Source organism: Mesorhizobium sp. BR1-1-16, assembly GCF_020165495.1.
In the GTDB taxonomy this organism is placed as follows: domain Bacteria; phylum Pseudomonadota; class Alphaproteobacteria; order Rhizobiales; family Kaistiaceae; genus Kaistia.
Genome location: NZ_JAIUIE010000012.1, coordinates 19,516 through 42,296 on the forward strand (window position 1 = coordinate 19,516; position 22,781 = coordinate 42,296).

At 63.0% G+C, this 22,781-nt stretch carries 22 protein-coding genes and 1 pseudogene; 19 read left to right on the plus strand and 4 right to left on the minus strand.

Going from position 1 to position 22,781, the window contains the following annotated elements:
* Positions 1-95: 95 nt before the first annotated feature.
* Complete coding sequence (locus LB518_RS20275) at positions 96-1,265, minus strand: ABC transporter substrate-binding protein (RefSeq protein ID WP_224579634.1); 1,170 nt, start codon at positions 1,263-1,265, stop codon at positions 96-98.
* A gap of 963 nt (positions 1,266-2,228) precedes the next feature.
* On the opposite strand from LB518_RS20275, the gene LB518_RS20280 reads away from it, so the two are divergent.
* The 6 genes from LB518_RS20280 to LB518_RS20305 all read left to right on the plus strand — a co-directional run bounded on the left by LB518_RS20280 (position 2,229) and on the right by LB518_RS20305 (position 8,767).
* A complete protein-coding gene (locus tag LB518_RS20280; protein ID WP_224579635.1) occupies positions 2,229-2,942 on the plus strand; it encodes a FadR/GntR family transcriptional regulator in 714 nt (237 codons plus the stop codon).
* Between the two features lie 230 nt (positions 2,943-3,172).
* Positions 3,173-4,150 (plus strand): aldo/keto reductase, encoded by a 978-nt coding sequence (locus tag LB518_RS20285; protein WP_224579636.1) that lies wholly within the window; start codon positions 3,173-3,175, stop codon positions 4,148-4,150.
* Between the two features lie 231 nt (positions 4,151-4,381).
* Positions 4,382-5,539 carry a mandelate racemase/muconate lactonizing enzyme family protein gene (locus tag LB518_RS20290; protein ID WP_224579637.1) on the plus strand — a complete coding sequence of 386 codons (1,158 nt, stop codon included), beginning with the start codon at positions 4,382-4,384 and terminating at the stop codon, positions 5,537-5,539.
* Between the two features lie 108 nt (positions 5,540-5,647).
* Positions 5,648-6,553: an NAD-dependent epimerase/dehydratase family protein gene (locus tag LB518_RS20295; RefSeq protein ID WP_224579638.1), complete on the plus strand. Its 906-nt coding sequence runs from the start codon at positions 5,648-5,650 to the stop codon at positions 6,551-6,553.
* A 300-nt stretch (positions 6,554-6,853) separates the two neighbouring features.
* Positions 6,854-8,029, plus strand: a complete 1,176-nt coding sequence (locus LB518_RS20300) for a zinc-dependent alcohol dehydrogenase (protein WP_224579639.1) — start codon at positions 6,854-6,856, stop codon at positions 8,027-8,029.
* A gap of 12 nt (positions 8,030-8,041) precedes the next feature.
* The gene (locus LB518_RS20305; RefSeq protein WP_353619973.1) at positions 8,042-8,767 is read left to right on the plus strand and encodes a hypothetical protein; all 726 of its coding nucleotides are present in this window, start codon (positions 8,042-8,044) and stop codon (positions 8,765-8,767) included.
* An 82-nt stretch (positions 8,768-8,849) separates the two neighbouring features.
* On the opposite strand, the gene LB518_RS20310 is transcribed toward LB518_RS20305, so the two are convergent.
* Complete coding sequence (locus LB518_RS20310) at positions 8,850-9,569, minus strand: Crp/Fnr family transcriptional regulator (RefSeq protein WP_224579640.1); 720 nt, start codon at positions 9,567-9,569, stop codon at positions 8,850-8,852.
* Positions 9,570-9,766: 197 nt separating this feature from the next.
* Here LB518_RS20310 and LB518_RS20315 point away from each other — a divergent pair, with 197 nt between their 5' ends.
* Both LB518_RS20315 and LB518_RS20320 read left to right on the plus strand, forming a co-directional pair.
* Positions 9,767-10,156 carry a response regulator gene (locus LB518_RS20315; RefSeq protein WP_224579641.1) on the plus strand — a complete coding sequence of 130 codons (390 nt, stop codon included), beginning with the start codon at positions 9,767-9,769 and terminating at the stop codon, positions 10,154-10,156.
* A gap of 229 nt (positions 10,157-10,385) precedes the next feature.
* Positions 10,386-10,712, plus strand: coding sequence for a hypothetical protein (locus LB518_RS20320; protein ID WP_224579642.1), 327 nt, complete (start codon positions 10,386-10,388; stop codon positions 10,710-10,712).
* A 142-nt stretch (positions 10,713-10,854) separates the two neighbouring features.
* Here LB518_RS20320 and LB518_RS20325 read toward each other — a convergent pair.
* A pseudogene (locus tag LB518_RS20325) lies at positions 10,855-11,241 on the minus strand (ANTAR domain-containing response regulator); the annotation flags it as partial.
* Between the two features lie 194 nt (positions 11,242-11,435).
* On the opposite strand from LB518_RS20325, the gene LB518_RS20330 reads away from it, so the two are divergent.
* The 6 genes from LB518_RS20330 (at position 11,436) to LB518_RS20355 (ending at position 16,324) form a co-directional block, all read left to right on the plus strand.
* The gene (locus LB518_RS20330) at positions 11,436-12,086 is read left to right on the plus strand and encodes a glutathione S-transferase family protein (RefSeq protein WP_224579643.1); all 651 of its coding nucleotides are present in this window, start codon (positions 11,436-11,438) and stop codon (positions 12,084-12,086) included.
* A 105-nt stretch (positions 12,087-12,191) separates the two neighbouring features.
* Positions 12,192-12,407, plus strand: a complete 216-nt coding sequence (locus LB518_RS20335; RefSeq protein ID WP_224579644.1) for a hypothetical protein — start codon at positions 12,192-12,194, stop codon at positions 12,405-12,407.
* 6 nt (positions 12,408-12,413) lie between these two features.
* Positions 12,414-12,836, plus strand: a complete 423-nt coding sequence (locus tag LB518_RS20340) for a DUF1801 domain-containing protein (RefSeq protein ID WP_224579645.1) — start codon at positions 12,414-12,416, stop codon at positions 12,834-12,836.
* A gap of 184 nt (positions 12,837-13,020) precedes the next feature.
* A complete protein-coding gene (locus tag LB518_RS20345; RefSeq protein ID WP_224579646.1) occupies positions 13,021-13,725 on the plus strand; it encodes a GntR family transcriptional regulator in 705 nt (234 codons plus the stop codon).
* Positions 13,726-13,756: 31 nt separating this feature from the next.
* A complete protein-coding gene (locus LB518_RS20350; protein ID WP_224579647.1) occupies positions 13,757-15,082 on the plus strand; it encodes a mandelate racemase/muconate lactonizing enzyme family protein in 1,326 nt (441 codons plus the stop codon).
* A gap of 45 nt (positions 15,083-15,127) precedes the next feature.
* A complete protein-coding gene (locus LB518_RS20355) occupies positions 15,128-16,324 on the plus strand; it encodes a mandelate racemase/muconate lactonizing enzyme family protein (RefSeq protein ID WP_224579648.1) in 1,197 nt (398 codons plus the stop codon).
* Between the two features lie 16 nt (positions 16,325-16,340).
* Here the strand turns inward: LB518_RS20355 and LB518_RS20360 are convergent, their stop codons facing one another.
* Positions 16,341-17,390 carry a mannonate dehydratase gene (locus tag LB518_RS20360; RefSeq protein ID WP_224579649.1) on the minus strand — a complete coding sequence of 350 codons (1,050 nt, stop codon included), beginning with the start codon at positions 17,388-17,390 and terminating at the stop codon, positions 16,341-16,343.
* A gap of 143 nt (positions 17,391-17,533) precedes the next feature.
* On the opposite strand from LB518_RS20360, the gene LB518_RS20365 reads away from it, so the two are divergent.
* The 5 genes from LB518_RS20365 to LB518_RS20385 all read left to right on the plus strand — a co-directional run bounded on the left by LB518_RS20365 (position 17,534) and on the right by LB518_RS20385 (position 22,780).
* On the plus strand, positions 17,534-17,803 hold the full coding sequence (locus tag LB518_RS20365) for a hypothetical protein (protein WP_224579650.1): 270 nt from the start codon (positions 17,534-17,536) through the stop codon (positions 17,801-17,803).
* A gap of 111 nt (positions 17,804-17,914) precedes the next feature.
* On the plus strand, positions 17,915-19,714 hold the full coding sequence (locus LB518_RS20370; protein ID WP_224579651.1) for an ABC transporter substrate-binding protein: 1,800 nt from the start codon (positions 17,915-17,917) through the stop codon (positions 19,712-19,714).
* A gap of 106 nt (positions 19,715-19,820) precedes the next feature.
* Entirely contained in the window at positions 19,821-20,819 is a 999-nt protein-coding gene (locus tag LB518_RS20375) for an ABC transporter permease (RefSeq protein WP_224579652.1), read from the plus strand.
* Positions 20,820-20,831: 12 nt separating this feature from the next.
* Positions 20,832-21,740, plus strand: coding sequence for an ABC transporter permease (locus tag LB518_RS20380; protein WP_224579653.1), 909 nt, complete (start codon positions 20,832-20,834; stop codon positions 21,738-21,740).
* Positions 21,741-21,745: 5 nt separating this feature from the next.
* The gene (locus LB518_RS20385) at positions 21,746-22,780 is read left to right on the plus strand and encodes an ABC transporter ATP-binding protein (protein ID WP_224579654.1); all 1,035 of its coding nucleotides are present in this window, start codon (positions 21,746-21,748) and stop codon (positions 22,778-22,780) included.
* The last annotated feature ends 1 nt before the right edge of the window (position 22,781 follow it).

Below are 22,781 nucleotides of genomic sequence, written 5' to 3' on the forward strand. Positions count from 1 at the left end.
GCGCCGGACTCGCGAACAGATATCCCTTCTGCCAGGAAGGAGCCAGTGGCGAACCTCGCCACCGGCGCCCCGCCGGCTGTGCGGCGGCTGTCATGCTAGTTGTATGCCCCTGCCTGCGTCATGATCTGCAAGGCTTCGGCTGATGCCTGGTTAAGGGCGTCCTCGGGTGACTGCTGGTTGCTGAGCGCGCGCTCGATGGTCGAGAACATCAGCGTGCAGACACGCGAGAAGCCGGGGAGCTTCGGCCATTCCTTGCCGGTGGCGATCGTCTGCTCGAGTTGAGCCAGCCACTCTGCCTTGGCGCCGCTCGCTTCCGAAACGACCTGCTTCGCGACCGAAAGACGGCTCGGGAAGTTGGAGTAGTCGTTGAAGTTGAGAAGCTGCGCCTCAGGGCTCACCGTGTATTTGATGAACTCGACAGCAGCGTCCTTCTTCTTGGACATGCTGTTGAGCGCCATCGCATGCGAGATCGCGCAGGAAATAGCGGTCTTGTTGCGCACATAAGGCGCCGTCGACCACTTGCCGACCACCTTCGACGTCTCGGGATTGGAGAGCGTCGAGAAGGCGCCGGGCCAGTCGAACGTGTCCATCACGGCACCGGATGAGAACTGGGTCGAGTTCTCGTTCCACTGGTAGGAAACCGCGTCCGGCGGCACGACCTTCCACTTCTGGATCAGGTCGCGGTAATAGGTCAGCGCTTCGATGCCGGGTGCCGCGTTGAAGGATGGCTTGCCCGCATCGTCGACCCAGTCGCCGCCAGCCTGCCACAAGAGGTCGGAGAAGGTGCGCTGCGCCGGATCACCCTGACCCGGCACGACAAGGCCGTAATAGCCATTGCCCGTCAGTTTCTGGCTGACATCGACGAGATCCTCCCAGGTCACCGCAGCCTTGAGACCATGCTCGGCATAGACGTCCGAGCGGTAATACTGCGTCCGCGCATCCATGTTGCGCGGAATTGCGGCGAGACCCTTGGTCTTCGGATTGACGAGGTAGTCGACGCCGACCTGATAGAAATCCTTCAGCTCGTCTTCCGTGAAATATTCATTGAGCGGCGCGAAATAATTGAAGAACGAGTCGATCTGCGCGGTATGCGTGCTGAAGACGTCGTAAAGGTTGCTCCTGGCAGCACCAAGGGTCACGACCTTGGTCGTGAGCGGCGTGAATTCGAGCAGGTCATACTTGACCTTGATGCCGGTCTTCGCCGTGAAGTCGGCGACGACCTTCTCCCAGTATTTTGGATAGAGCGGGCCGCCGGTGATCAGCAAAGCCCGGATCTCGGTCGTTTCCGCTCTCGCGATCCGCGGAGCAAAAGTTCCCGCTCCAAGAACCGCTGCGGAACCACCCAGGAATCCGCGCCTGGAAAGCCTGTCAAAAGCCATTCTTACCTCCCTATTTTCGCTTGGTTGTTGGTTGCTCGCCGCCGACATGCTCCTCCACGGCGATGGCGTCGTTCTATGACTTCGCGTGTCTCGGCCACGCTCGCCGAGCCTTGATCCGATCTGCCACCATGTCTGGTGCGCTGCAGGAAAGTGCCGGAGACGACGCGCCGCAGACGGCTGTGTTGCCCGCTGCTGACGGTCATGAGGCGTTGCGGAGACCCGGTGTCTCCGGAGGGCAAGGCTGCCCGCGCGCAAGTCGGCGGAAATGTCGACGGCGTGGCCGGCGAACGCGGCCGGCTGTCGATGCCACAGTGCCGGCATATGAAGGGTCGTTCTCGACGAACATCAGGCGTTGCTCCTCCCCACCGTGCCAATGGCCAGTGCGAGCGACGGACAGCGTTGCGCTCAAGCGCTTATATGCTTATCGACTTGTCCGATAAGATGATGCTACTATCGCATTGAGCGGCGGTCAAGTATCACCAGCCCATGAACAGCCACGGATCGCCGAAAGGGGATCGGTTGGCGCCGGGGGGCGATCGATGCGAGCAAAAGACAGCGCAAGGCGATCCGCAGGTCCGCGTGCGATTGCGGGACCGGCGGCTCATGTCGGCCGGGACAGGGCCGCGCCGACACGACATCGCAGCCCTCACGGCGTGACATCACCAGACCTGCAGAGCGAGAGCACCGGCGATTGGGCGCCTGTCGCATGGCGGTCGGCATTTCTGCCTCGCCCAGCGGTGGCGCACATCGTCCAGCCGGCTCCGTCCGACGCTTTTCCGGCAGTGACGCGCGCCGTGCATCACCGTAGTCTGGCGCAACCAGTCATTCCCAGAGTTTGAGGCGCACCCATTGCCGATAAAGGTCCAGCTCCGCACCCTGCCGACACAAGTCGCCGGCGTCCTGATCCGGCGCATCGCCACCGATGCGTATCCGGACGGGCTGGTGCCTTCTGAACTGCAGATCTCGATGGAATTCGGCGTGTCGCGCGCCGTCGCCCGTGAGGCGCTGAAGATCCTGAGCTCGCTGGATATGGTCGACATCGCCCAAGGCCGCCGCGTCACGCTGCGGCCGATCGCCGAATGGGATTATCTGAGCCCACTTTTGATCGAGTGGCTGCCGAAACCCCAGGTGCGCGAACTGCTGCATGAATTGCGCGACGCGCGCCTCATTCTCGAGCCTGCAATCGCGGCGGAGGCTGCTGTCCGCGTCACGGGAGAAGATCTCGAGCGCCTGCGCGGGATCCTTGATGCGATGGCCAAGCATGAAGACGATCCCGACGGGTATCTCCGCGTCGATCTGGAATTCCACATGGAGATCTGCCGTGCGACCCGCAATCGCATCCTCGATCGCTTCATGTATTCCTCGCGCTGGTGGCAACTCGCCAGCCGGCGGGTCAGCAACCAGGCGCCGCACGCGCTGCCGATCGCCACGCAGCAGCACCGCGCGGTGTTCGAATCATTGGCTGCGCGCGATCCGCGCCGCGCTGAGGACGCGATGCGGGTGCATCTCGAGGCGAATCTGGTCGGCATCATGATGGTCGACGAAGGCGCCGACTTCCAATAGCCGGGAAGTCCGCTCCAGGCCTACGCGCAGCTGCTTTCCCGGCTGTGGCAAGGCGAGGCCGAAGCGCGGGCAGCGCCGGCACGGCCCGTCGGCATACCTCCCTGGCCGCCATGGCGACGACCCAAAGGCCGAACGATTCTGCTCAAGTCCACTTGTCAGATAAGTCGATCAGCGTATAAACCTATCACAAAAGCGGCGCATGGAACGGCCGCTGGAATGGGAGGATGAATATGCAGCAGCGCCGTCTTGGGTCGTCGCCTGTTTCCGTCTCGGAGATCGGCTTGGGAACATGGGGCATGTCCGGCGCTTTCTGGGGCGCCGCGAACGATGCGGAATCGATCCGCGTCATCCATCGCGCGCTGGAACTGGGCGTCACGCTGATCGACACGGCCGAGGCCTATGGCAACGGACACTCGGAAGAGGTCCTTGGCGAGGCGCTGAAGGATCGCCGCTCCAAGGCCGTCATCGCGACCAAGGTCGCCCCGAACCATCTCGATCCGCGCGAACTCGAATCGGCTCTTGAAGGATCGCTGAAGCGCCTCCAGACCGACTATGTCGATGTCTATTTCATCCATTGGCCCAATCCGGATTTTCCGGTCGGACCGACAATGGAGGCCATGGAGCGCCTGCGCGCCGCCGGCAAGATCCGCGCTGTCGGCGTCTCCAACTTCTCGCCCGCCGAAATGGACAAGGCGCGTGAACACGGCACGATCGACGTTCTTCAGCCGCCTTACAACATGCTCTGGCGCGAGGTCGAGGCGGCAACGCTCCCCTATTGCCGAAAGAATAATATCGGCGTCATGCCCTATAGCGGCCTCGCGCAGGGCCTGCTCACCGCGACATTGTCGCGAGACACAGTCTTTGCCGAAGGTGACCAGCGCCGCACGACGCTGCTGTTTCAGCCCGGCACCTATGAGCAATCGCTCGATGCAGTCGAGGGCCTTCGCCCCATCGCAGCGAAATACGGAAAGTCGGTGCCGCAGCTGGCCGTGCAGTGGCTGACGAGCCGCCCCGGCGTCAGCTCGCCGCTCCTCGGCGCGCGCACCGTCGCTGAAATGGATGAGAACGCCGCAAGCGTCGGCTGGGCGATCTCGGAAGAGGACATCGCCGCGATCGACCGGGTGACCAAGCCGATCTGGGCGTCCATCGCCGGCAAGGGCAACATGTTCGGCTACATCGTCAGCCCCACCAAGGCGAAGTCGGCCTGACCACATCCGCGGCCGGAGTGGCCGTCTCGATCCTGTAGGCGAGACGTGCCCTCCTCCCTCCGGCCGCGGATACGTCTTCCGTCCGGCGGATGATGCGCGAGCATGCGCCGGTTGCCGCCCTGCCGGCGCCGCGCATTCGCATCACCGCATCGCGGACCGCGAACCGTTCAAACCGATCCATCGACACGCATGAACGCGTCGAGACCCAAGGCACAAGGGAGAGAGCAAGAGATGAAAATCGTCGACATCAAGACGGCCGTCGTGGCCTATCACGGCCATGCGACGCTGGTCCGCATTGATACCGACGAGGGCATCGTCGGCTATGGCGAGGCCAATCCGGACGCCGGCGCGGGGTCGATTGTCGGCCTCATCAATGACCTGAAGCACGAGCTGATCGGCGAAGATCCCCGCAATGTCGACTATTGCTGGGACAAGCTGCGCCGCAATCACGTCTTCTCCGGCGCGCAATCGGGCATCTTCCTGATCGCTCTCTCCGGCATCGAGATCGCGCTCTGGGACATTGCCGCCAAGGCCGCTGGCCAGCCGCTCTACCGCATGTTCGGCGGAAAATATCGCGACAAGGTCCGCCTCTATGCCGATTGCGGTGATGGCGACGACGCGTCGGGCTCGCCCGCCGGCTGCGCTGCCCGTGCCAAGCGCATGGTCGCGGAAGGCTTCACCGCGCTGAAATTCGACATCGACAATCTGAAGCATCCCGCGAAATTCGACGAGATGAACCCGACGGCCAACGCCGCCGAAATCCGCACCATGGTCGAGCGCGTCGCCGCGGTGCGCCAGGCCGTCGGACCCGACATCGACCTCTGCATCGACCTGCACGCCCGGTACGACGTGCCGAGCGCCAGCCGCATCGCGTGGGAGATGGAGCCGTTCAACCTTCTCTGGCTGGAAGAACCTATCCCGGCCGAGAATGTCGACGCCCTTCGCCAGGTGCGCAATCGCAGCCGCACGCCGATCTGCATCGGCGAGAACCTCTATACCCGCTGGGGCTTCCGCGAGGCGCTGCAGCAGCAGGTCTGCGACGTGGTCATGCCCGACGTGCCGAAATGCGGCGGCCTTTCCGAAAGCCGAAAGATCGCGCAGCTCGCCGAGACCTATTACATTCCGTTCGCGCCGCATCTCGTGTCGTCGCCGCTTGGCACGATGGCGACCTGCCATGTCTGCGCCTCGGTGCCCAATTTCCTCGTTCTGGAATGGCACGCCCTCGAGGAGCGCGAGGTCTGGGACAGCTATGTGAAGCTGCCGAAAGGCGCCAAGTCGATCGTCGAGGACGGCCATATCGTCATACCGGAAGTCCCCGGCATTGGCGTCGAGCTCGACATGGACAATGTGCGCCGCCACGCGGTGGCCGGCTACGGCGTCTTCGAATAGCAGGCCGAGGGGGCCAGGATCGGCCGCTCCCGCCTGGGACGGCCGGCAAGAAAGCGGCAGGGCTCTGGCCCTGCCGGACGCATGACATCCCTCGCATCGGAGCCAGCCATGGGCAAGCGCGTGATCTTCACCGGCGGCAGCGGCAGGGTCGGCCGCACTGTTCTTCCCTATCTGCAGTCGCAAGGTCACCAGATCCTCAATCTGGATCTCACGCCAGTCGACATCCCCGGCATCAACACGATGATCGTCGACCTCGCCGACAGCGGCCAAGCCTTCAACGCTCTCTCGACGCATTTTGGCTTCGAGGAGTATTTCGCCGGCACCGGCCTGCCTCCCGTCGACGCCGTCGTCCACTTCGCGGCCATCCCGCGGATCTTCGCGCGCCCCGACAACACGATGTTCGCGGCCAATGTCCTCTCCACCTACAATGTCATCGAGGCGGCCACGAAGCTTGGCATCCGCAAGGTGATCACCGCCTCGAGCGAAACCGTCTATGGCGTCTGCTTCGCCGAAGGCCGCCGCGAATTCGACAGTTTTCCCGTGGACGAGGACCACGACACGGATCCGACCGACAGCTACGGGCTGTCGAAGGTCGTCGGCGAGAAGATCGCCCGCTCCTTCGCCACGCGGAGCGGCGCCGATATCTATGCGCTCAGGATCGGCGCCGTCACGCTGCCTGAGGACTATGAGCGCTTCCCGGCCCAGGCGCTTGATCCGGAGCGGCGGCATCGCGATGCGTGGAGCTATATCGACGCGCGCGATCTTGGGCAGATCGTGCATCGCTGCATCGAAACCGACGGGCTCGGCTTCCAGGTGTTCAACGCCACCAATGACCGGATCATCGCCAACGAGCCGACGGCGGAATTTCTTGCCCGCGTCGCGCCCGAAACCCCGATAACGCGTGCCATGGGGGAGTACGAAGCACCGCTTTCCAACCGCAAGGTCCGGGAAATGCTGGGCTTCGAGGAGCAGTATCGCTGGACGGACATCGTCGCGAAGGACAAGCCGAGCTGAACGGCGCGTGTCGACCTACTCCATTTGCCATGCGGACGCGCGGACCTAGACTTCCAAAGCCACGCCTAAGCTTTCGGTGAATATTTCGATTTCATGCCGATACGCTCGCGGAACCTCGGCGCCATCCGACCCTTGTATTGGTTGACCATGCCAATCTAGAGGAACGCGGATGGCTCGACTTGCGGTTGCATCACCTGAGCATCGACGGACTTCGGTCGAGGAGCCCGCCAGCGCCCACCCCGCTCCGGCCGGGCGGCGACGCGATCGCCTCCCCATGCGGACAGAACAGGGGGATGCATCGTGAAAGCGCTCGTCTGGCACGGCAAGGAGGATATCCGCTGCGACAGCGTCACCGATCCCACGATCGAGGATCCGCGTGACGCGATCATCAAGGTGACGAGTTGCGCCATCTGCGGATCTGATCTCCACCTCTTCCACAATCTGGTTCCGGCCATGCTGCCCGGCGACATCATGGGCCATGAAACGATGGGCGAGGTCGTCGAGGTCGGATCCGGGATTGGCAATCATCTCAAAAAAGGCGACCGGATCGTCGTACCCTTTACAATCACCTGCGGCGAGTGCGACCAGTGCCGGCGCGGCAATTTCTCGGTATGCGAGCGGACCAACCGTCGCAAGGATCTCGCCGACAAAGTCTTCGGACATACGACGGCCGGGCTGTTCGGCTACTCCCATCTGACGGGCGGCTATCCGGGCGGCCAGGCGGAATATCTCCGCATTCCCTTCGCGGACTCGACGCATATCAAGGTGCCCGACAGCCTTTCGGACGAGCAGGCCTTGTTCCTCAGCGACATTCTGCCGACCGGCTGGCAGGCCGCCGTCCAATGCGACATCGAGCCGACGGACACCGTTGCCGTCTGGGGCTGCGGGCCGGTCGGCCAGATGGCGATCCGCAGCGCCATCCTGCTCGGTGCCCGGCAAGTGATCGCCATCGATCGTCTGCCCGAGCGTCTCAGCATGGCGGAGGCGGCCGGCGCGATCACGATCGACCGCGACCAGGAGAGCGTCGTCGAGCGGCTGAACGAGCTGACAGGCGGCAAGGGTCCCGAAAAGTGCATCGACGCGGTCGGCACGGAGAGCCATGTCGCGCTTTCGTTGCCTGACACGATCTACGACCGCGGCATGCAGATGCTGATGATGGAGAATGACCGCCCGCACGTGCTGCGCGAGATCATCTATGTCTGCCGTCCCGCGGGGATCGTCTCGGTTCCTGGCGTCTATACCGGGCTCGTCGACAAGATCCCGCTGGGCGCCGCAATGAACAAGGGCCTGACTTTCCGCATGGGGCAAACTCATGTGAAGCGCTGGACGGATGATCTCGTCCGCCGCATCGAGGAAGAGGAGATCGACCCTTCCTTCGTCATCACCCACACGGCCGGCCTGGAAGAAGGCCCGGAGATGTACGGCCTGTTCCGCGACAAGCGCGACAGCTGCATCAAGGTCGTCCTCAAGCCGTAACGAGGTAATCCGATGTTCTCGCTCGCCAATCTGACGCGTCCCGCCGCAGACCCCAAGATCATCGCCACCGGCCCTTCCAGCCTGCCAGGCTCCGACAGGCTCGCGCGCGGTCTTGGCTGGTTCAGCATCGGGCTCGGCCTGACGGAATTGCTCGCGCCCAAAGCCTTGACGCGCTGGCTCGGCATGTCTGGCATGGAGGGTCTCGTCCGCTGTGTCGGCGTTCGCGAAATCGCAGCGGGCGTGCTGACCCTTTCAACGGAAAAGCGGACGGGCGTCGCCAGCCGCATCTTCGGCGATGGGCTGGACATCGCCGCCCTGGCGACGGCGCTTGGACCCCATAATCCCAAGCGGCACAATGCCGGACTGGCACTCGCCCTTGTCGCTGGCGTGACTTTGCTCGACATCGCCACCAGCAAAGCGCTCGCCGATAGCCATGCGCGCCGCGAAAAGCCACGCAGCTTCAGCGATCGCAGCGGCTTTCCGAAGGGAACAGCAGCTGCGCACGGTGCGGCGCGGCAGGAGCGGCAACGGAAATCGGATCAGGAGTCAGCCAGAGAACAGCCACGGCAGGCAGGCCCTCATCCCGGACCGAAGACGGACGGCCCCACAGCGGCTGCAAGCGGCCATCCCCCGGAGCGCACCAAGGCGTCCGAGCAGGCACGGAGTGACCGGCCGAACGGCCCGGAGAGTGCGTCAACCACACCGACCTCGCACGAGCCGAAACTATACCCCGGGTGATCGCTGCCAAAAGCTACGGCACTGCGGCATCAGCGGAACGTCTCGCACAACGAACCGCAGCCCAAGCACAGCGAAAAGCCAGTCAGTGCTTGTGGAGCGGACCCAGCAACCGGACATATTCGGCCTCGGGCACACCATAGGCGTCGGCGGCAAAGGCCTTCAGCCCTTCCCGATCACGGATCGTCACCAATCCGCGGGTCGAGTGGATGAAGCGGTTTCCCTCAAGCACATGCAAGGCTGTCGTGACGCTGGGTCGCCGCACGGCGAGCATGATGGAAATATATTCGTGGGTCAGCGCGATCTGATTTCCGTCGACGCGATCGTGACACATCAGCAACCATCGTGCCAACCGCTCCTCTACGTGGTGAACGGCGTTGGAAAGAGCAGTATAGGCGGATTGCGTCGATAGAACTTGTACAAATCGAAGAAAGACAGCGTGCAGACCGGGATTATTGCTCAGGACTTTTTTGAATTGTTCAGCCTCGACGCGATAACCATGCCCGGCGACCTGAACGGTTATGTCGTGAACGATCGAATCGGAACCGAGGATCGCGGCCGTCGGCATGATGCCGTCCCGGCCGACAAGCCCGACTTCGGCTTTCAGACCCTCCGGTGATCGGCCGACGATCGAGCCAATTCCCGACTCGATAAAATAGTAATGGGTGATCGGCTTTTCAGCCTCCACAACGATATAGCTTTTCGGCAGATCGACAGGTTCGAGATGAGACGCCAGGGCCTCGAAGTCTGCGGGCTCGAGAAGGGTCAGGATCTGATTCTGCAGGGCGGATTGCCGGAGGCGCATTGAAGGCCCTTCTCGCGGGAGCATGGGAGCTCGGTCGTAGTCGCTGGAAGGCCAAGCAATCGAAGCCCTCTCGTAGTTCTGCAACATGTCCCATTCAAGGCAGGGTCAGCCAGCGTACAGTGCATTGACCAGCGGCCGTCACACACTACGGTCGTGGAAGCACATGTTCTGGATGCTTGAGCGCGAGACCACGACGAATGCAGGCCGATGGGTTTCGTCTCATCATCGTCGAAGACGAGCCGATCATTGCGATGATGGTTGAGGAGATGGCCATCGAGCTTGGATGGCGAGTCGAGGGCCTGGCCGATTCCGAGGCTGGCGCCGCCGCATTGCTCAACACTTCAAAACCGGACCTCGCTCTGCTCGATATCCATCTGGGCAGCGACTCCGGCCTGCGCGTTGCGGAGATATGTCGAGGTCGCGGTGTTCCGGTCGTCTTCATGACAGGATATCCGGAGACCGACATCCCGCCGCGATGCGGCGACGCGCCGATCCTGTTGAAGCCGTTTCTGCCGGCTGAACTGGGGCGCGCGGCAAAGCGCAGCCTTCAGTCGGGAAGCGCTACCTCGCCCTGCGATCATTCCTGACGGCGCGGATCGGGCAGCTCACAATGCGAACGCGCCGCCGGCATGATCTCGCGCCAAACGAGCCGGCTCGCACTGTCAGCGACAGCGCCATTCAGCGTCCTGCCGGAGAGGCGGCACCGCGAGCTAGCGCCAAGGTCCGCTATCGAACCAAGCGGGAACACCGGCCCGTCGAGGTCATTGATTTTCCGCAGCCTGGGAGATGGTTCCGGGTCATGTGAGGAAACCCAAAATGGGAAATCAAAGCAATCAGAGCGGCGGCTCCACCCGTGGCGGCACGCCGGAACAGCATGCCGAGGCCGGCCGCCAGAGCCACAAGAACGACGACGCCAAGAGCAGCGCGGGCAGCAAGTCATCAGGCGCTCAGCAGGGTGGCTCGACCCGTGGCGGCACGCCCGAGCAGCACGCCGAGGCTGGGCGCCAGAGCCACAAGAACGATGACAACAAGAGCAGCGGCGAGAGCCGTTCGTCGGGCGGCCAGCAGGGTGGCTCGACCCGCGGCAGTTCGACCGAACAGCACGGCGGCACAGGCCGTCAGAGCCACAAGACCGACAAGTAATCGACCTTGGCCCATCCCCGCGAAGGGGATGGGCCTTTCTTCGCGCGAAATGCGCACCGGCACATGCTTCAGTTCAGGTTGGCCTGAGTAAAGGTCAACGACAGGCGATGAGAGGTTGCCAGCCAAGCCTCGCCGCGCGCCTTCGGGCGAAGGCCTTGAAGCGCACGATCACCATGGCGAGGATCGCCGTCACCCGCTCCTGCCGCAACCCGTCGACGACATAGGCCGAGACGCCGGCATCAACAGCCGCCTCGATCGTCGCGAGGCCCGAGCGATCGACGAACATCGCGATCGGACGCTTCACTGCAAGCGAAAGCTGGAACATGTTTTCCAGCATGTCACGATTGGGATTTTCGAGATTGATGACGATGACATCGGGTTCGAGCTCGGCGATTCGCCTGGCGATGCCCGGCACGTCATGGACCAGCGTGGCACGCTCATGCCCGGCATCGCGCAGTCCCGCTTCGATGATCGAAGCGCGGATGCGGGTCTCGTCGATGACCAGGATTGTGAGCGGGGCTGGATTCATGCAGCCATAGTGCCGAGAAGGACGCTTTGCACGATGCGGCAAAGCCGGCTCTGTCGATCAAGGCGCAATGTCGGCATCCGCCCTGCTGGTTCGTTCTTGGGAAGGAAGCTGCAAACTGGCGCGTTCGGCCTCGAGAGGCCCGGCCATCACGGCAGTATCCTCGACAGCGTCCCTCGAGCAACCGGAGCCTCGGCATGCCCCCCGTCATCACAGCCTTTGAAAAATCCCCCGACCGCGGCCGCGGGCAGGCGCGCGACATGCGGGTCCGCTGGGCGTTTGAAGAGGTGGGGCAGCCTTATGAGGTTCGCCTCGTCTCTTTCGCCGACATGAAGGAGCCGGCCCATCGCGCGCTCCATCCTTTCGGGCAGATTCCGACCTATGAGGAGGACGGCCTCGCGCTTTTTGAGTCCGGCGCCATCGTGCTGCATATCGCGGAGCGCCATGACGGGCTGCTGCCGGGCGATGCGATGGCCCGGGCGCGGGCGATCACATGGATGTTCGCTGCACTCAGCACCCTGGAGCCGCCAATCCTTGATCTTACCTATGCAAAGATCGTCGAGCGCGCCGAGCCCTGGTATGCGCAGCGCCTGCCGATCGTCGAAGATCGGATTCGCGTGCGGCTCAACGAGCTCTCCCTGCGTCTCGGCGATGCCGAATGGCTCGATGGCGATTTCAGCGCTGGCGATCTGATGATGGTAACGGTGGTGCGCCGGCTGAACGGATCTGGCCTTCTGGAGGACTATCCCCGTCTCCTTGCCTATGTTGCGCGCGGCGAAGCGCGGCCGGCTTTCCAGCGCGCCTTCGACGACCAATTGGCGGTCTTCACCGCCGCGTCGGCTGGTTGACTGGAACGCGCCGGATGGAGCTGCCGCGTTGACTGCGGGCAGAAGCGGCCCGACACTCGGTCGCGCCGCCTTCACCGCCGCCGCAGACCAGCAAGAGAGAGCATCATGACCGTCAAGGAACTCATTGCGAAGCTCGAAGCCCTCAACCTGCCCGATGCCGAGGTGATGATCGCCGGGGAGGATGACGGCTTCGACCTCGTCCGGCGCGTCGACACGCGCAACGTCAAGGAGACGCCCGTAGAGACCTGGACAGCGAGCGATCTTGAGCTCGCGGATGCGTCTGACGGCGTGACGTTCGCCTATTTGAGCACGAGCGCCTGACCTCCGATGACCGACAAGGATGACAAGGACAGCGGCGCGGCGTCGCGGCTGATCGACCAGCGCATCAGCGAGCTCGGCGATTGGCGCGGTGAACGGCTCGCACATATGCGGATGCTGATCCGCGCGGCCGAACCGGGCATCATTGAGGAATGGAAATGGCGCGGTGTGCCGGTCTGGTCGCATGCCGGCATCATCTGCACCGGGGAAACCTATAAGGAGGTCGTGAAGCTGACCTTCGCCAAGGGCGCATCGCTGCCGGACCCCTCAGGCCTCTTCAATGCCAGCCTCACCGGCAACACGCGCCGGGCGATCGATATTCGCGTCGGCGACACCATCGACGATGAAGACTTCAAGGCCCTCGTCCGTGCGGCGGCCGCGCTGAACAGCGCACCACGCCCTGCCCGCACCAGAACGCCGGCCGCGCGGTAGCGGCCGGGAATTTCGCGTGCGCCCGGTCAGCCGGTGCCGCACGCCGATCGTCCTCCATCATTTCCGAAGTCGTGAGCAAGGACTCGACGGATACGCTCGACTCCGCTAGAAATCGTACACGAAATGAATTGCATTGTGCGCTAAGCTGCTGACGCGCGGATCTTGGGACATACGAAGCCGGTCGATGAACACGCTTGCCAGCCTCGATGCGCCGCTGTTCCAACCGCTCGACCGCGAGGCCTCGATTTATGAGGCGATCCGCGAGGACATCATCTCCGGCCGCCTGCCCGCTAATGCCCGCCTGATCGTCGCCGACCTGGCTGCCCAGCACGGTACGTCAACCAATCCGGTGCGCGAGGCGCTGCAGCAGCTTCGCGGCGAAGGCTTCGTCGTGATGGCGCAGAACCGCGGCGCGCGCGTGCGGCCGATCGACGAGGACTTCATTCGCGACATCTACGAGATCGAGGTGCTGATCGAGCCGGCATTGACGCGCTGGTTTGTCGGCATCGCCACCGACCCCGATATCGAGACGCTCGAAGCGCTGCACGCCGAAATGGTCGCGCTGAACTACGCCGACCCGATCCGTCACGGCCTACTCGATACGCAGTTCCATCACACGATGTATCAGCGCCACTACAACCGCCACGCTGTCGATCTGTGGTGGAAGCATCGCGAGATCCTGCGCGCGATCAGCCGCCGGCATCGGACCTCGCTCGGCCGCCAGGCCGCCGTCATGCGGGAGCATGCGGAAGTGCTTGAGGCGATCAAGGCACACGACGATCAGGCCGCTGCAGCGATCATCGCGCGGCATGTCGAAGGATCCGGCCGGCACATCATCGAGCAAATGCGCGCGTCGCGGCACAATATCCATAAAGACAAGGTGGAATAACCACCATGATTAATCCTATGGAGGGAATGTCTTGTCCATTGCGTCAGAGCCACTGGAGCTAGTCGAGAGCGTCGAGAACGGCATTCGCACGGCCTCGCAGCCATCAAAGCTTCGGATTACAGATGTCCGCGTGGCGACGATTGTCGGGCACGGCTATTATCCGATCCTCCGGATCGATACGAACCAGGGCATCTATGGCCTTGGCGAAGTGCGCGATGGCGCCCATCCGGACACCGCGCTTAGGCTGAAGCATCTGCTGATCGGCCAGAACCCGTGCAATGTCGACTACCTCTTCAAGTCAATCAAACGCTATGGCGGCGACAGCCGCGAGGCCGGCGGCGTCTGCGGCATCGAGATCGCGCTGATGGATCTCGTCGGCAAGGTCTATGGCATCCCCTGCTATCAGCTGCTCGGCGGCAAATATCGCGACAAGGTTCGGCTCTATGGCGATACCCCCGCGCCGCGCAATCAGACGCCCGAGGGCTATGTCGAGGTCGTGATGAAGCGCAAGGCGCTCGGCCTCACCTTCATCAAGTTCGATCTTCCGGCGCGGCTGTTCGAAAAGACGCCGGGCGCGCTGGTCGGCAGCGCGACCAAGCATGAGTATTATCAATATAATCAATGGTATGTGCCGGGCCGTGGCGCGGGTCCGCGTATCAGCGAGCGCGGCGTGGAACTTGCGGCGGAAATCTGCGGCGCGGTCCGCGCGGCCGTCGGCGACGAGATCTCGCTCTGCACCGATCATTTCGGTGAAGGTTATGTCACCGCCGACGAGGCGATCCGTATCGGCAAGGCGATCGAGCCCTATAATCTCGCCTGGATCGAGGATGTCATGCCCTGGCGCGACATCGCCGGGCACAAGAAGGTGGCCGATGCGCTGCTGACGCCGGTCGCAGCCGGCGAAGATCTCTATCTCTTCGAGGGCTTCCGCGAGGCGATCGAGACCCGCGCCTTCGACATCATTCATCCCGACATGCTGTCCTCGGGCGGCCTTTCCGAGACCAAGCGCATCGCCGACCATGCCGAGCGCTACGGCATCCCGACCGCGCTGCATGCCTGCTGCTCGCCGGTCGGCTTCATGGCGAATGTTCATCTCGGCGCATCGATCGCAAGCCTTGTCGCCGTCGAGCATCACGGTCTCGACCTGCCGTTCTTCCGCGATCTCGTGAAGGGTCTCGACGCCAACTACATGGCCGACGGCTATGTGACCGTGCCGGATGCGCCGGGTCTCGGCATCGACCTCAACGAGGACGTGATCCGCGAGAACCTTCGCAAGACCGCCAGCTATTTCAACGACACCACCGAATGGAACGAACTGCGCGTCGGCGCCGACTTCCGAGGACATGAGGACGACTGAACCGATGCCTCCGTCCAAAAGGCATGCTCAGCGCGAAAGACATCCATGAAAATCAAAGACGTGAAATGCGCGGTTATCGGCCGCCATCCTATTGTCCGCATCACGACTGACGAGGGCCTGCACGGGCTTGGCGAGGTTGAATGGACCAAGCCCTATCTGAAGCCATTCGTGCTGCAGTTTCGCGAGGCACTGATCGGCGAGGATCCGACCGATGTCGAGCGCTGCATGCTGAAGATCCGCCAGCGCGGCAGCTTCAAGCCCTATGGCGCCGCGGTGAGCGCCATCGAGCACGCCCTGTGGGACATCGCCGGCAAGGCGGCCAATGTGCCCGTCTACAAGCTCCTTGGCGGCAAGGTGCGCGACAAGGTCCGCGTCTATAATGGCTCGGTCCGGCGGCCGATGACGGGTACCCGCCCCGAGGACTATGCCGCCGAATGCAAGTGGATGATGGAGCAGCCCGAAAACTTCTTCATGGTGAAGCAGGGCATCAGCTTCCATTCGTCCATGAAGCGCGACTTCCCCGATTTCCATTACGGCATCCCGCAGAACAGCATATTCCACGGCGCCATGGATACCGGCCTCATCAGCGAGCGTGGCTTCAACCATATGCTCGATTGCGTTGCGGCGATGAAGGAAGTGCTCGGCGACAAGGTCAGCCTGGCGCTCGATTGCGGCCCCGGCTGGATGCTGCCGGACGCGATCCGCTTTGCCCGTGCGGTCGAGAAATACAACCTCATGTGGCTCGAGGACATGCTGACCGGCGACTATACGCCCTGGGTCAATCCGCAGCTCTATCGCGAATTGACGACATCGACATCGACGCCGATCCACACCGGCGAGCAGATCTATCTGCGCAACAATTTCAAGGAATTGATCGAGACGCAGGCGGTCAATGTCGTCGGTCCCGATCCCGCGGATGTCGGCGGCATCGCCGAGCTCAAATGGATCGCGGAACACGCGCAGATGCACTCGATCCTGATGGCGCCGCACGGCACAGCCAACGGCCTGCTCGGCCTCGGCGCGCTGATCAATGTCGCCGCGACTTTGCCGGCAAACTACATCGCGTTTGAATATCCGAGCGCTTCCGACCCGTGGTGGCACGACCTGGTCGAAGGCCTCCCGGAGAGGATCGTCACCGACAGCATGGTCGATCTCCTGGCAGCGCCAGGGCTCGGCCTCGACATCAATGCGGACGCCGCCAGGAAATATCTCCATGAAGATGACGCGGCCTTCTTCGACTGAGAAGGCCGCGCCTTTTTCAGGCGGCGGCGCGCTCGGCCATGCTGAGGAGACCCTGCATGTAGCCGATCGCATGGGCGCGGCCGCGATGGTTCCAGCTCGTGTCGCCATCCATCTGGGGCACGTGATCATCGAGCAGAAAGCCGGTGAAGCCGCTCGCATGCAGCAGCGTCATGATCTCGGCCGGATCGAAATTGCCCTCGCCGATGAAGCATTCGGTGAAATCCGGCACCGTGCCTTGCACATCGCGGAAATGGACGTAGAAGATCCGGCCCTTCGGTCCGAAGAAGCTGATCATCTCGCGCACATTGTCGGCGCCGCCGGGCATTTCGGAGCAGCAGCCGAGGCAGAGATCGAGGCCCCAGGCGGGGCTGTCGGCATAGCGGGCATAGGCACGCTTGAAGTCAGTCGTGTCCTTGAAGATGCGGGCGACGCCGCCCAGCATCGGCACGGGCGGATCATCCGGATGCAGCGCGATCTTCACCCCCGCCTCGGTCGCGACCGGCAGCACGGCATCCATGAAATAGAAGTAGTTCGCCCACATCATCTCGGCGGTGACGATGCCGTCCTCCTCCTCGAAGAGGGGCATGGAATCGGCGCGGCCGAGCGTCGTCGGCATGAAGGAGCGCCAGGCGTCCTTGGACGCGCCCTCGACCTTCGCCATCTCGAAGCGCGTGTTGCCGGCGCCGCCGCGGCCGGGCGCCCGCCGATCGGTCCGCCAGACCGAATTCGGCATGAAATGCAGGCCGAGGATCGGCACGCCGGCGCGGCCGACATTCCTGAGCGTGCGGCAATAGTTCTCGATCTGCTCGTCACGCCCGGGAAGGCCGAGCATGGCCTTGTTGTAGAAATGGGTCGGGACATTCTCGATCGCCTCGAAGACCAGCCCCGCTGCTTCGACTTTCTCGACGAGACGGCGGATGTCGGCCTCTTCCCAGAAGAGATCGCCCGGCAGCGTCGGGTTGTTCATCTGGATGCCTTTGACGCCGATCTGCGCCGCAAAGCGCAGCTTCTCGTCCGTGAGCTCATGGAACTGGCCCACGGCAATGCGCATCGCGGGTTTCGACATCGTTCTTCTCCATTTCATCGACAGAGCTTGGGGGATATCCAACGCAGGAAAGAGCCGCTCGGAAGTGCGTTTCGCGATTGACCGAGTTGTAAAACTGACGTAACCCTATTGGAAACAATAGACAATAAGCGGATTGCTTTCAAATGGGCAATATCGCGAGGGAAGGAAAGATCGACAAGCTTGACATGGCGCTTGTAGCGCAATGGATTTCTATTGAGCGCGGCCACGAATACTTATTCGTCGCGCCAGGGATATCTATGTCCAAGCATTCATCGTCGTGGCGCTTGGTTGACATCCTCTGCCACGCCCGCGGCAACTGCCCGAAGCTTCGACCGCGCCTCACTGAAGAGCGCGCTGTCGCGACCAGATCCGAGCAGGCGAACAAGATCCCAAAGGGGACATCGCCATTATGATTTCGTTGTTGTCGTGAGGAGGGAAGCGGTCAACTGCGCCTGATCGGCGCCAAGCGGACGCAGATCATCGCATCTGCTTCAGTCAAACAGCTCAGGGAGGAGTTTCATCATATGGTCAAACTGACAAAACTTGCCGGCCTCGCGCTGGCAGCGGCGGCGTTTCTTGCGCCGGCCGCGTCTTATGCCGAGAGCCCCGGCTTGCCGGCGGCTCAGGAAATCGTTCCGAAGGGCCCGCTGCCCACCGTTCCGCGCAACCAGACGCTCAATCTCGCCTGGGGCGTTTCAGGCGGCACTTCGATCGGCACCACCAATCCGTGGGTGCTGCCGGGCTACACGCATCAGGAAGGCAACAACCTGCTGTTCGAGCCGCTGATGTATTTCGGCATCTTCAAGGATGGCGGCCAGTTCATTCCATGGCTCGCCGACAGCATGGAATACACGAAGCCTGATTTCACGGAACTCGAGATCAAGCTCAACAAGGACGCGAAGTGGAGCGACGGCAAGCCGGTAACGGCCAAGGACGTCGTCTACACCTTCGAAGGGCAGATGAAGTATGAAACGCTGCCTTATCACGCCCATTTCGACCAGTTCGTCGACAGCGTCACGGCCAAGGACGACCTGACGGTCGAGGTGAAGTTCAAGCAGCCGGCGCCGCGCTTCAAGTTCGAGGTGCTGACCGAGAAGTTCGATACCGGCCTGCCGATCGTGCCGGCGGAATGGGAATCGGCGCAGTCCAATCCCACGGCAGCCGTCGGCCTCGATCAGATCCCGCATTCCGGCCCTTATGATGTCGTCGCCTGGAATGCGAACCAGAAGATCCTCGACCTCCGACCCGACTGGTGGGCGGTCAAGGCTGGGCGCGCCGCCGAACCTGCGGTCAAGCGCGTCGTCATCGTCAACATCCTGAACCAGCCGATCGACACCGTGGCCCAGCGGATCGTGAACAACGAGTTCGATAGCTCGGTCGACATGCGCGCGCAGGTCATCGGCAACATCCTCGAGCAGAACAAGGACGTGCAGTCCTGGACCGGCACCGAGTCGCCCTATGGCTATCTCGACTGGTGGCCCAACTCGCTCTGGATGAACACCCAGCTCGCGCCCTACAACGATCCGAATATCCGCAAGGCGATCAGCCTCGCGATCGACCGCGACCGCATCAACGAAGTCCTCTACGACGGCGCCAAGATCGCGACGATCTATCCCTTCCCGCTCTATCCGAACCTGCAGAAGTTCGCCGATTCGGACGCGGTGAAGGCCGAAGCCGCCAAGTATGAGCCCGGCAAGTTCGATCCCGAAGAGAGCGCCAAGCTCATGACGGCGGCCGGCTGGACCAAGAATGGCGACGGACTGTGGGAGAAGGACGGCAAGACGTTCGACGCCACGATCCAGGCCTTCGAGACCATCCATGGCGATATCGCGCCGGTGCTGGCGGAAATGCTGCGGCAGGCGGGCTTCGACTCGAATGTCAATTTCGGCACCGACGCCTACCAGAACATGGTCGATGGCAAGGCCGGCCTCTATCTCTTCGGCCATGGCGCGAGCCTCTACGATCCCTTCGAGGCGCTGAACCTGTTCCACGGCAAATACAGCGAGTCGATCGGCTCGGCCGCGGGCAACAACCGCTTCTCGCGTTACAAGAACCCCGAGTTCGACAAGATCCTCGACGAGATCTCGCCGCTCGGTTCTGACGATCCGAAGTTCCAGGAAGGCGCCGCGAAGGCTCTCGGCATCTACTGGCGCGACACGATCGACGTGCCGATCATCCAGTGGCTGCACCGCATTCCCTACAACAACCACTACTGGAAGAACTGGCCGAGCTCCACGAACGTCGCCCAAGGCACCAATGGCGCGTTCTGGGCCCATACCGGCCTCCTGGTGATCACCGGTCTCCAGCCCTCCGGCGCGCAATAGGCGCAGGAGCCGCGGATCACTGTCCGCTTTGCGAAGAAGGTGCGCGCCGTCAGGCGCGCGCCGCCTCCACCGCAAACGACACGGCAAGCGACGTCAGGATCTTCACGTGAGCCTCAAACTCGTCATTCGGCGGCTGCTCTTCCTCGTCCTGGTGATATGGGCGGCCTCGACTATCGTCTTCTTTATTCCGCGCCTGTCCAATCGCAACGCGCTGCGCGAGCGGTTTGGCGAACTTGCGCGGACCGGCGGCTTCTCGCCGGCCGACCTCGAGAAGATCATCGCCTCGATGAACCAGCAGTTCGGCCTCGACCGGCCGCTCTACGAGCAATACTGGACCTATCTCGGCAATATCCTGCATCTCGATTTCGGCTATTCGCTCTACCGTTATCCTACGACGGTGGCCGAACTGATCGCGCAGTCGCTGCCCTGGACGCTGGGCCTGTTGCTCGTCACGACCATCCTTTCCTTCATCATCGGCAATCTGCTCGGCGCCGTCGCCGCCTGGCCGCGCGCGCCGCATTGGCTGCGCGCCTTCGCAACCCCCTTCATCCTCCTGACGGGCGTTCCGCCGGTCATCATGGGCATCCTGCTGCTGTTCTTCATCGGCTTCCGCCTCAAATGGCTACCGCTTGGCGGCGCCTATTCGGTCGGCGTGGTGCCGACCTGGACCTGGACCTTCTTCTTCGACTTGATGCAACACCAGATACTGCCGGCGCTGGCCCTGATCTTCGGCTCGGTCGGCGGCTGGGTGCTCTCGATGCGCGGCATGGGGGTGACGATCCAGGGTGAGGATTATGTCAATTTCGCCGAGCACAAGGGGCTGACCGGCGGCCGGATCTTCCGCGACTACTATCTTCGCAACGCCATGCTGCCGCAGGTCACCGGCCTTGCCCTGGCGCTCGGCACCATGGTGACATCGGCGATCATCGTCGAGGGCCTGTTCGGGCTTCCCGGCATCGGGACGATGCTGAACCTCGCCATCCGCGCCAACGACTTCCCGACGATCTACGGCATCGTGCTGTTCATCACCATCGCGGTCGCGGTGCTGATGACGATCGTCGAGTTCATCTATCCCCTGCTCGACCCCCGCGTCCGCAGTTCATAAGGAGCGAAACGCATGTCGACCGTCGCGCTGTCGCCCCCGATTGAAAAGCGGATCGAGCGGCCTGGCCGTTTCATCCTGCTCCTTCGCTATCTGCGCCGAAACAAGGGCCTTGCCCTCGGCGTCGTCATCTTGCTCGGCCTCGTCGCCTTCACCGTCATCGGCCTGATGACGGTCGATCTCAAGCAGGCCTATCCGCTCTCGGTCGCCGCCAAGAAGCCGCCTTCTTGGAAATACCCGTTCGGCACGGACTTCTTCGGCCGCAACCTGCTCGCCGCGATGGTGGTGGGCATGTGGCAGACCGCCTTCATCGGCGTGTTCGCTGGCGGCCTCGGCACGCTGATCGGCGTCGTGCTCGGCTTCATATCCGCCTATTTCGGCAAATGGATCGATGCCACCATCCGCACGGTCTGCCAGATCCTGACGCCGATCCCGGTTCTCCTGATTCAGGTCGTCATCGCCGGTTCGCTCGACAAGCGCGACGTCACGATTGTCACAATGGCGCTCATCGTCGTGCTCCTCGCCTGGATGGGCCCGACGTTGGTGATCCGTGCGCAGGTGCTGACGATGAAGGAACGTCAATTCGTCGCCGTCGCCAAGCTTTCGGGCGTCAGCGATCTCGGCATCATCTTCAAGGAGATCCTGCCGTGCCTGCTGCCCTTTATCGCGGCAGCTTTCGTGGCGCAGGTCTTCTCGGCGGTGTTCGCCGCCTTCTATCTGGCGGTGCTCGGCCTCGGGCCGCTGCGCGAGCCGCTGCTCGGCAATATCATCTGGGCCGCGCAGTCGCAGGGCGCCTTCTTCAACGGCTGGTGGTGGTGGCCGATCATCCCCTCGGTCGCGATGATCCTCATCCTCGGCTCGCTGGCCCTCATCAATATGGGCCTCGACGAACTCGCCAATCCCCGCGTGCGCAGGTCGGAGTGACGCAGATGAACGAAATGCTCGCAACGGCTCCGGCGCGGCCATCGGCTGGGCTCGGACCCCGTCATGCCGCAAGCGACGGCCCCATTCTTCGCGTCAGCAATCTGGAGGTCACCTATTACACGGATAGCGGCCGCGCCAAGGCGCTCGACGATGTCAGCTTCACGCTGAATTCCGGCGAGAAGCTCGGCATGGTCGGCGAAAGTGGCTCCGGCAAGAGCACACTGGCGCTCGCCATGATGCGCATGATCAAGGCGCCGGGTCGCATCGAAGGCGGCTCCGTCGTCGTCGGCGGTGGCGATCTAATGACGCTCGGCGCCGAGGACATGCGCAAGGCCCGGCTCTCGCGCATCGCCTATATCCCGCAGGGCGCGATGAACTCGCTCAATCCCGTGATGCGGATCGGCGCGCAGATGATCGACGCCGTGAAATCGCATCTGCCGCGTGAGGGCCGCGCTGCGATCGAGGCCCGCTGCAAGCGCGCACTGCAATCGGTCGATCTCGACGCCGGCGTCTTCCGCATGTATGCCCACGAGCTTTCGGGCGGCATGAAGCAGCGCGTCTGCATCGCGATCGGCATCCTGCTCGATCCGCATGTGATCATCGCCGACGAGCCGACCAGCGCGCTAGACGTCGTCACCCAGCGCCAGGTGATGGAGACAATCGACAACGTCCAGAAGGCGATCAACGCGGCCGTCATCCTGATCGGCCACGACATGGGCCTGATGGCGCAGTTCGTCGACAAGGTCGCGGTGATGTATGCGGGCCGCCTCGTCGAGGTGAGCACGGTCCGCGAGATGTTCACCGACCCGAAGCATCCCTATTCGCGTGCGCTGATCTCCAGCCTGCCGAGCCTCGGCAACAAAGGCGTCTTCCAGGGCATTCCCGGGCTCGCGCCATCCCTCCTCCGCCTTCCGAGCGGCTGCGCCTTCCATCCGCGCTGCGAAAGCGCAATGCCTCATTGCAGCACGATCCGGCCCCAGCAGCAGGTCCTGCCCGGCGGCAGGCGCGTGACCTGCCATCTCTATGACGGAGAAGCATGAC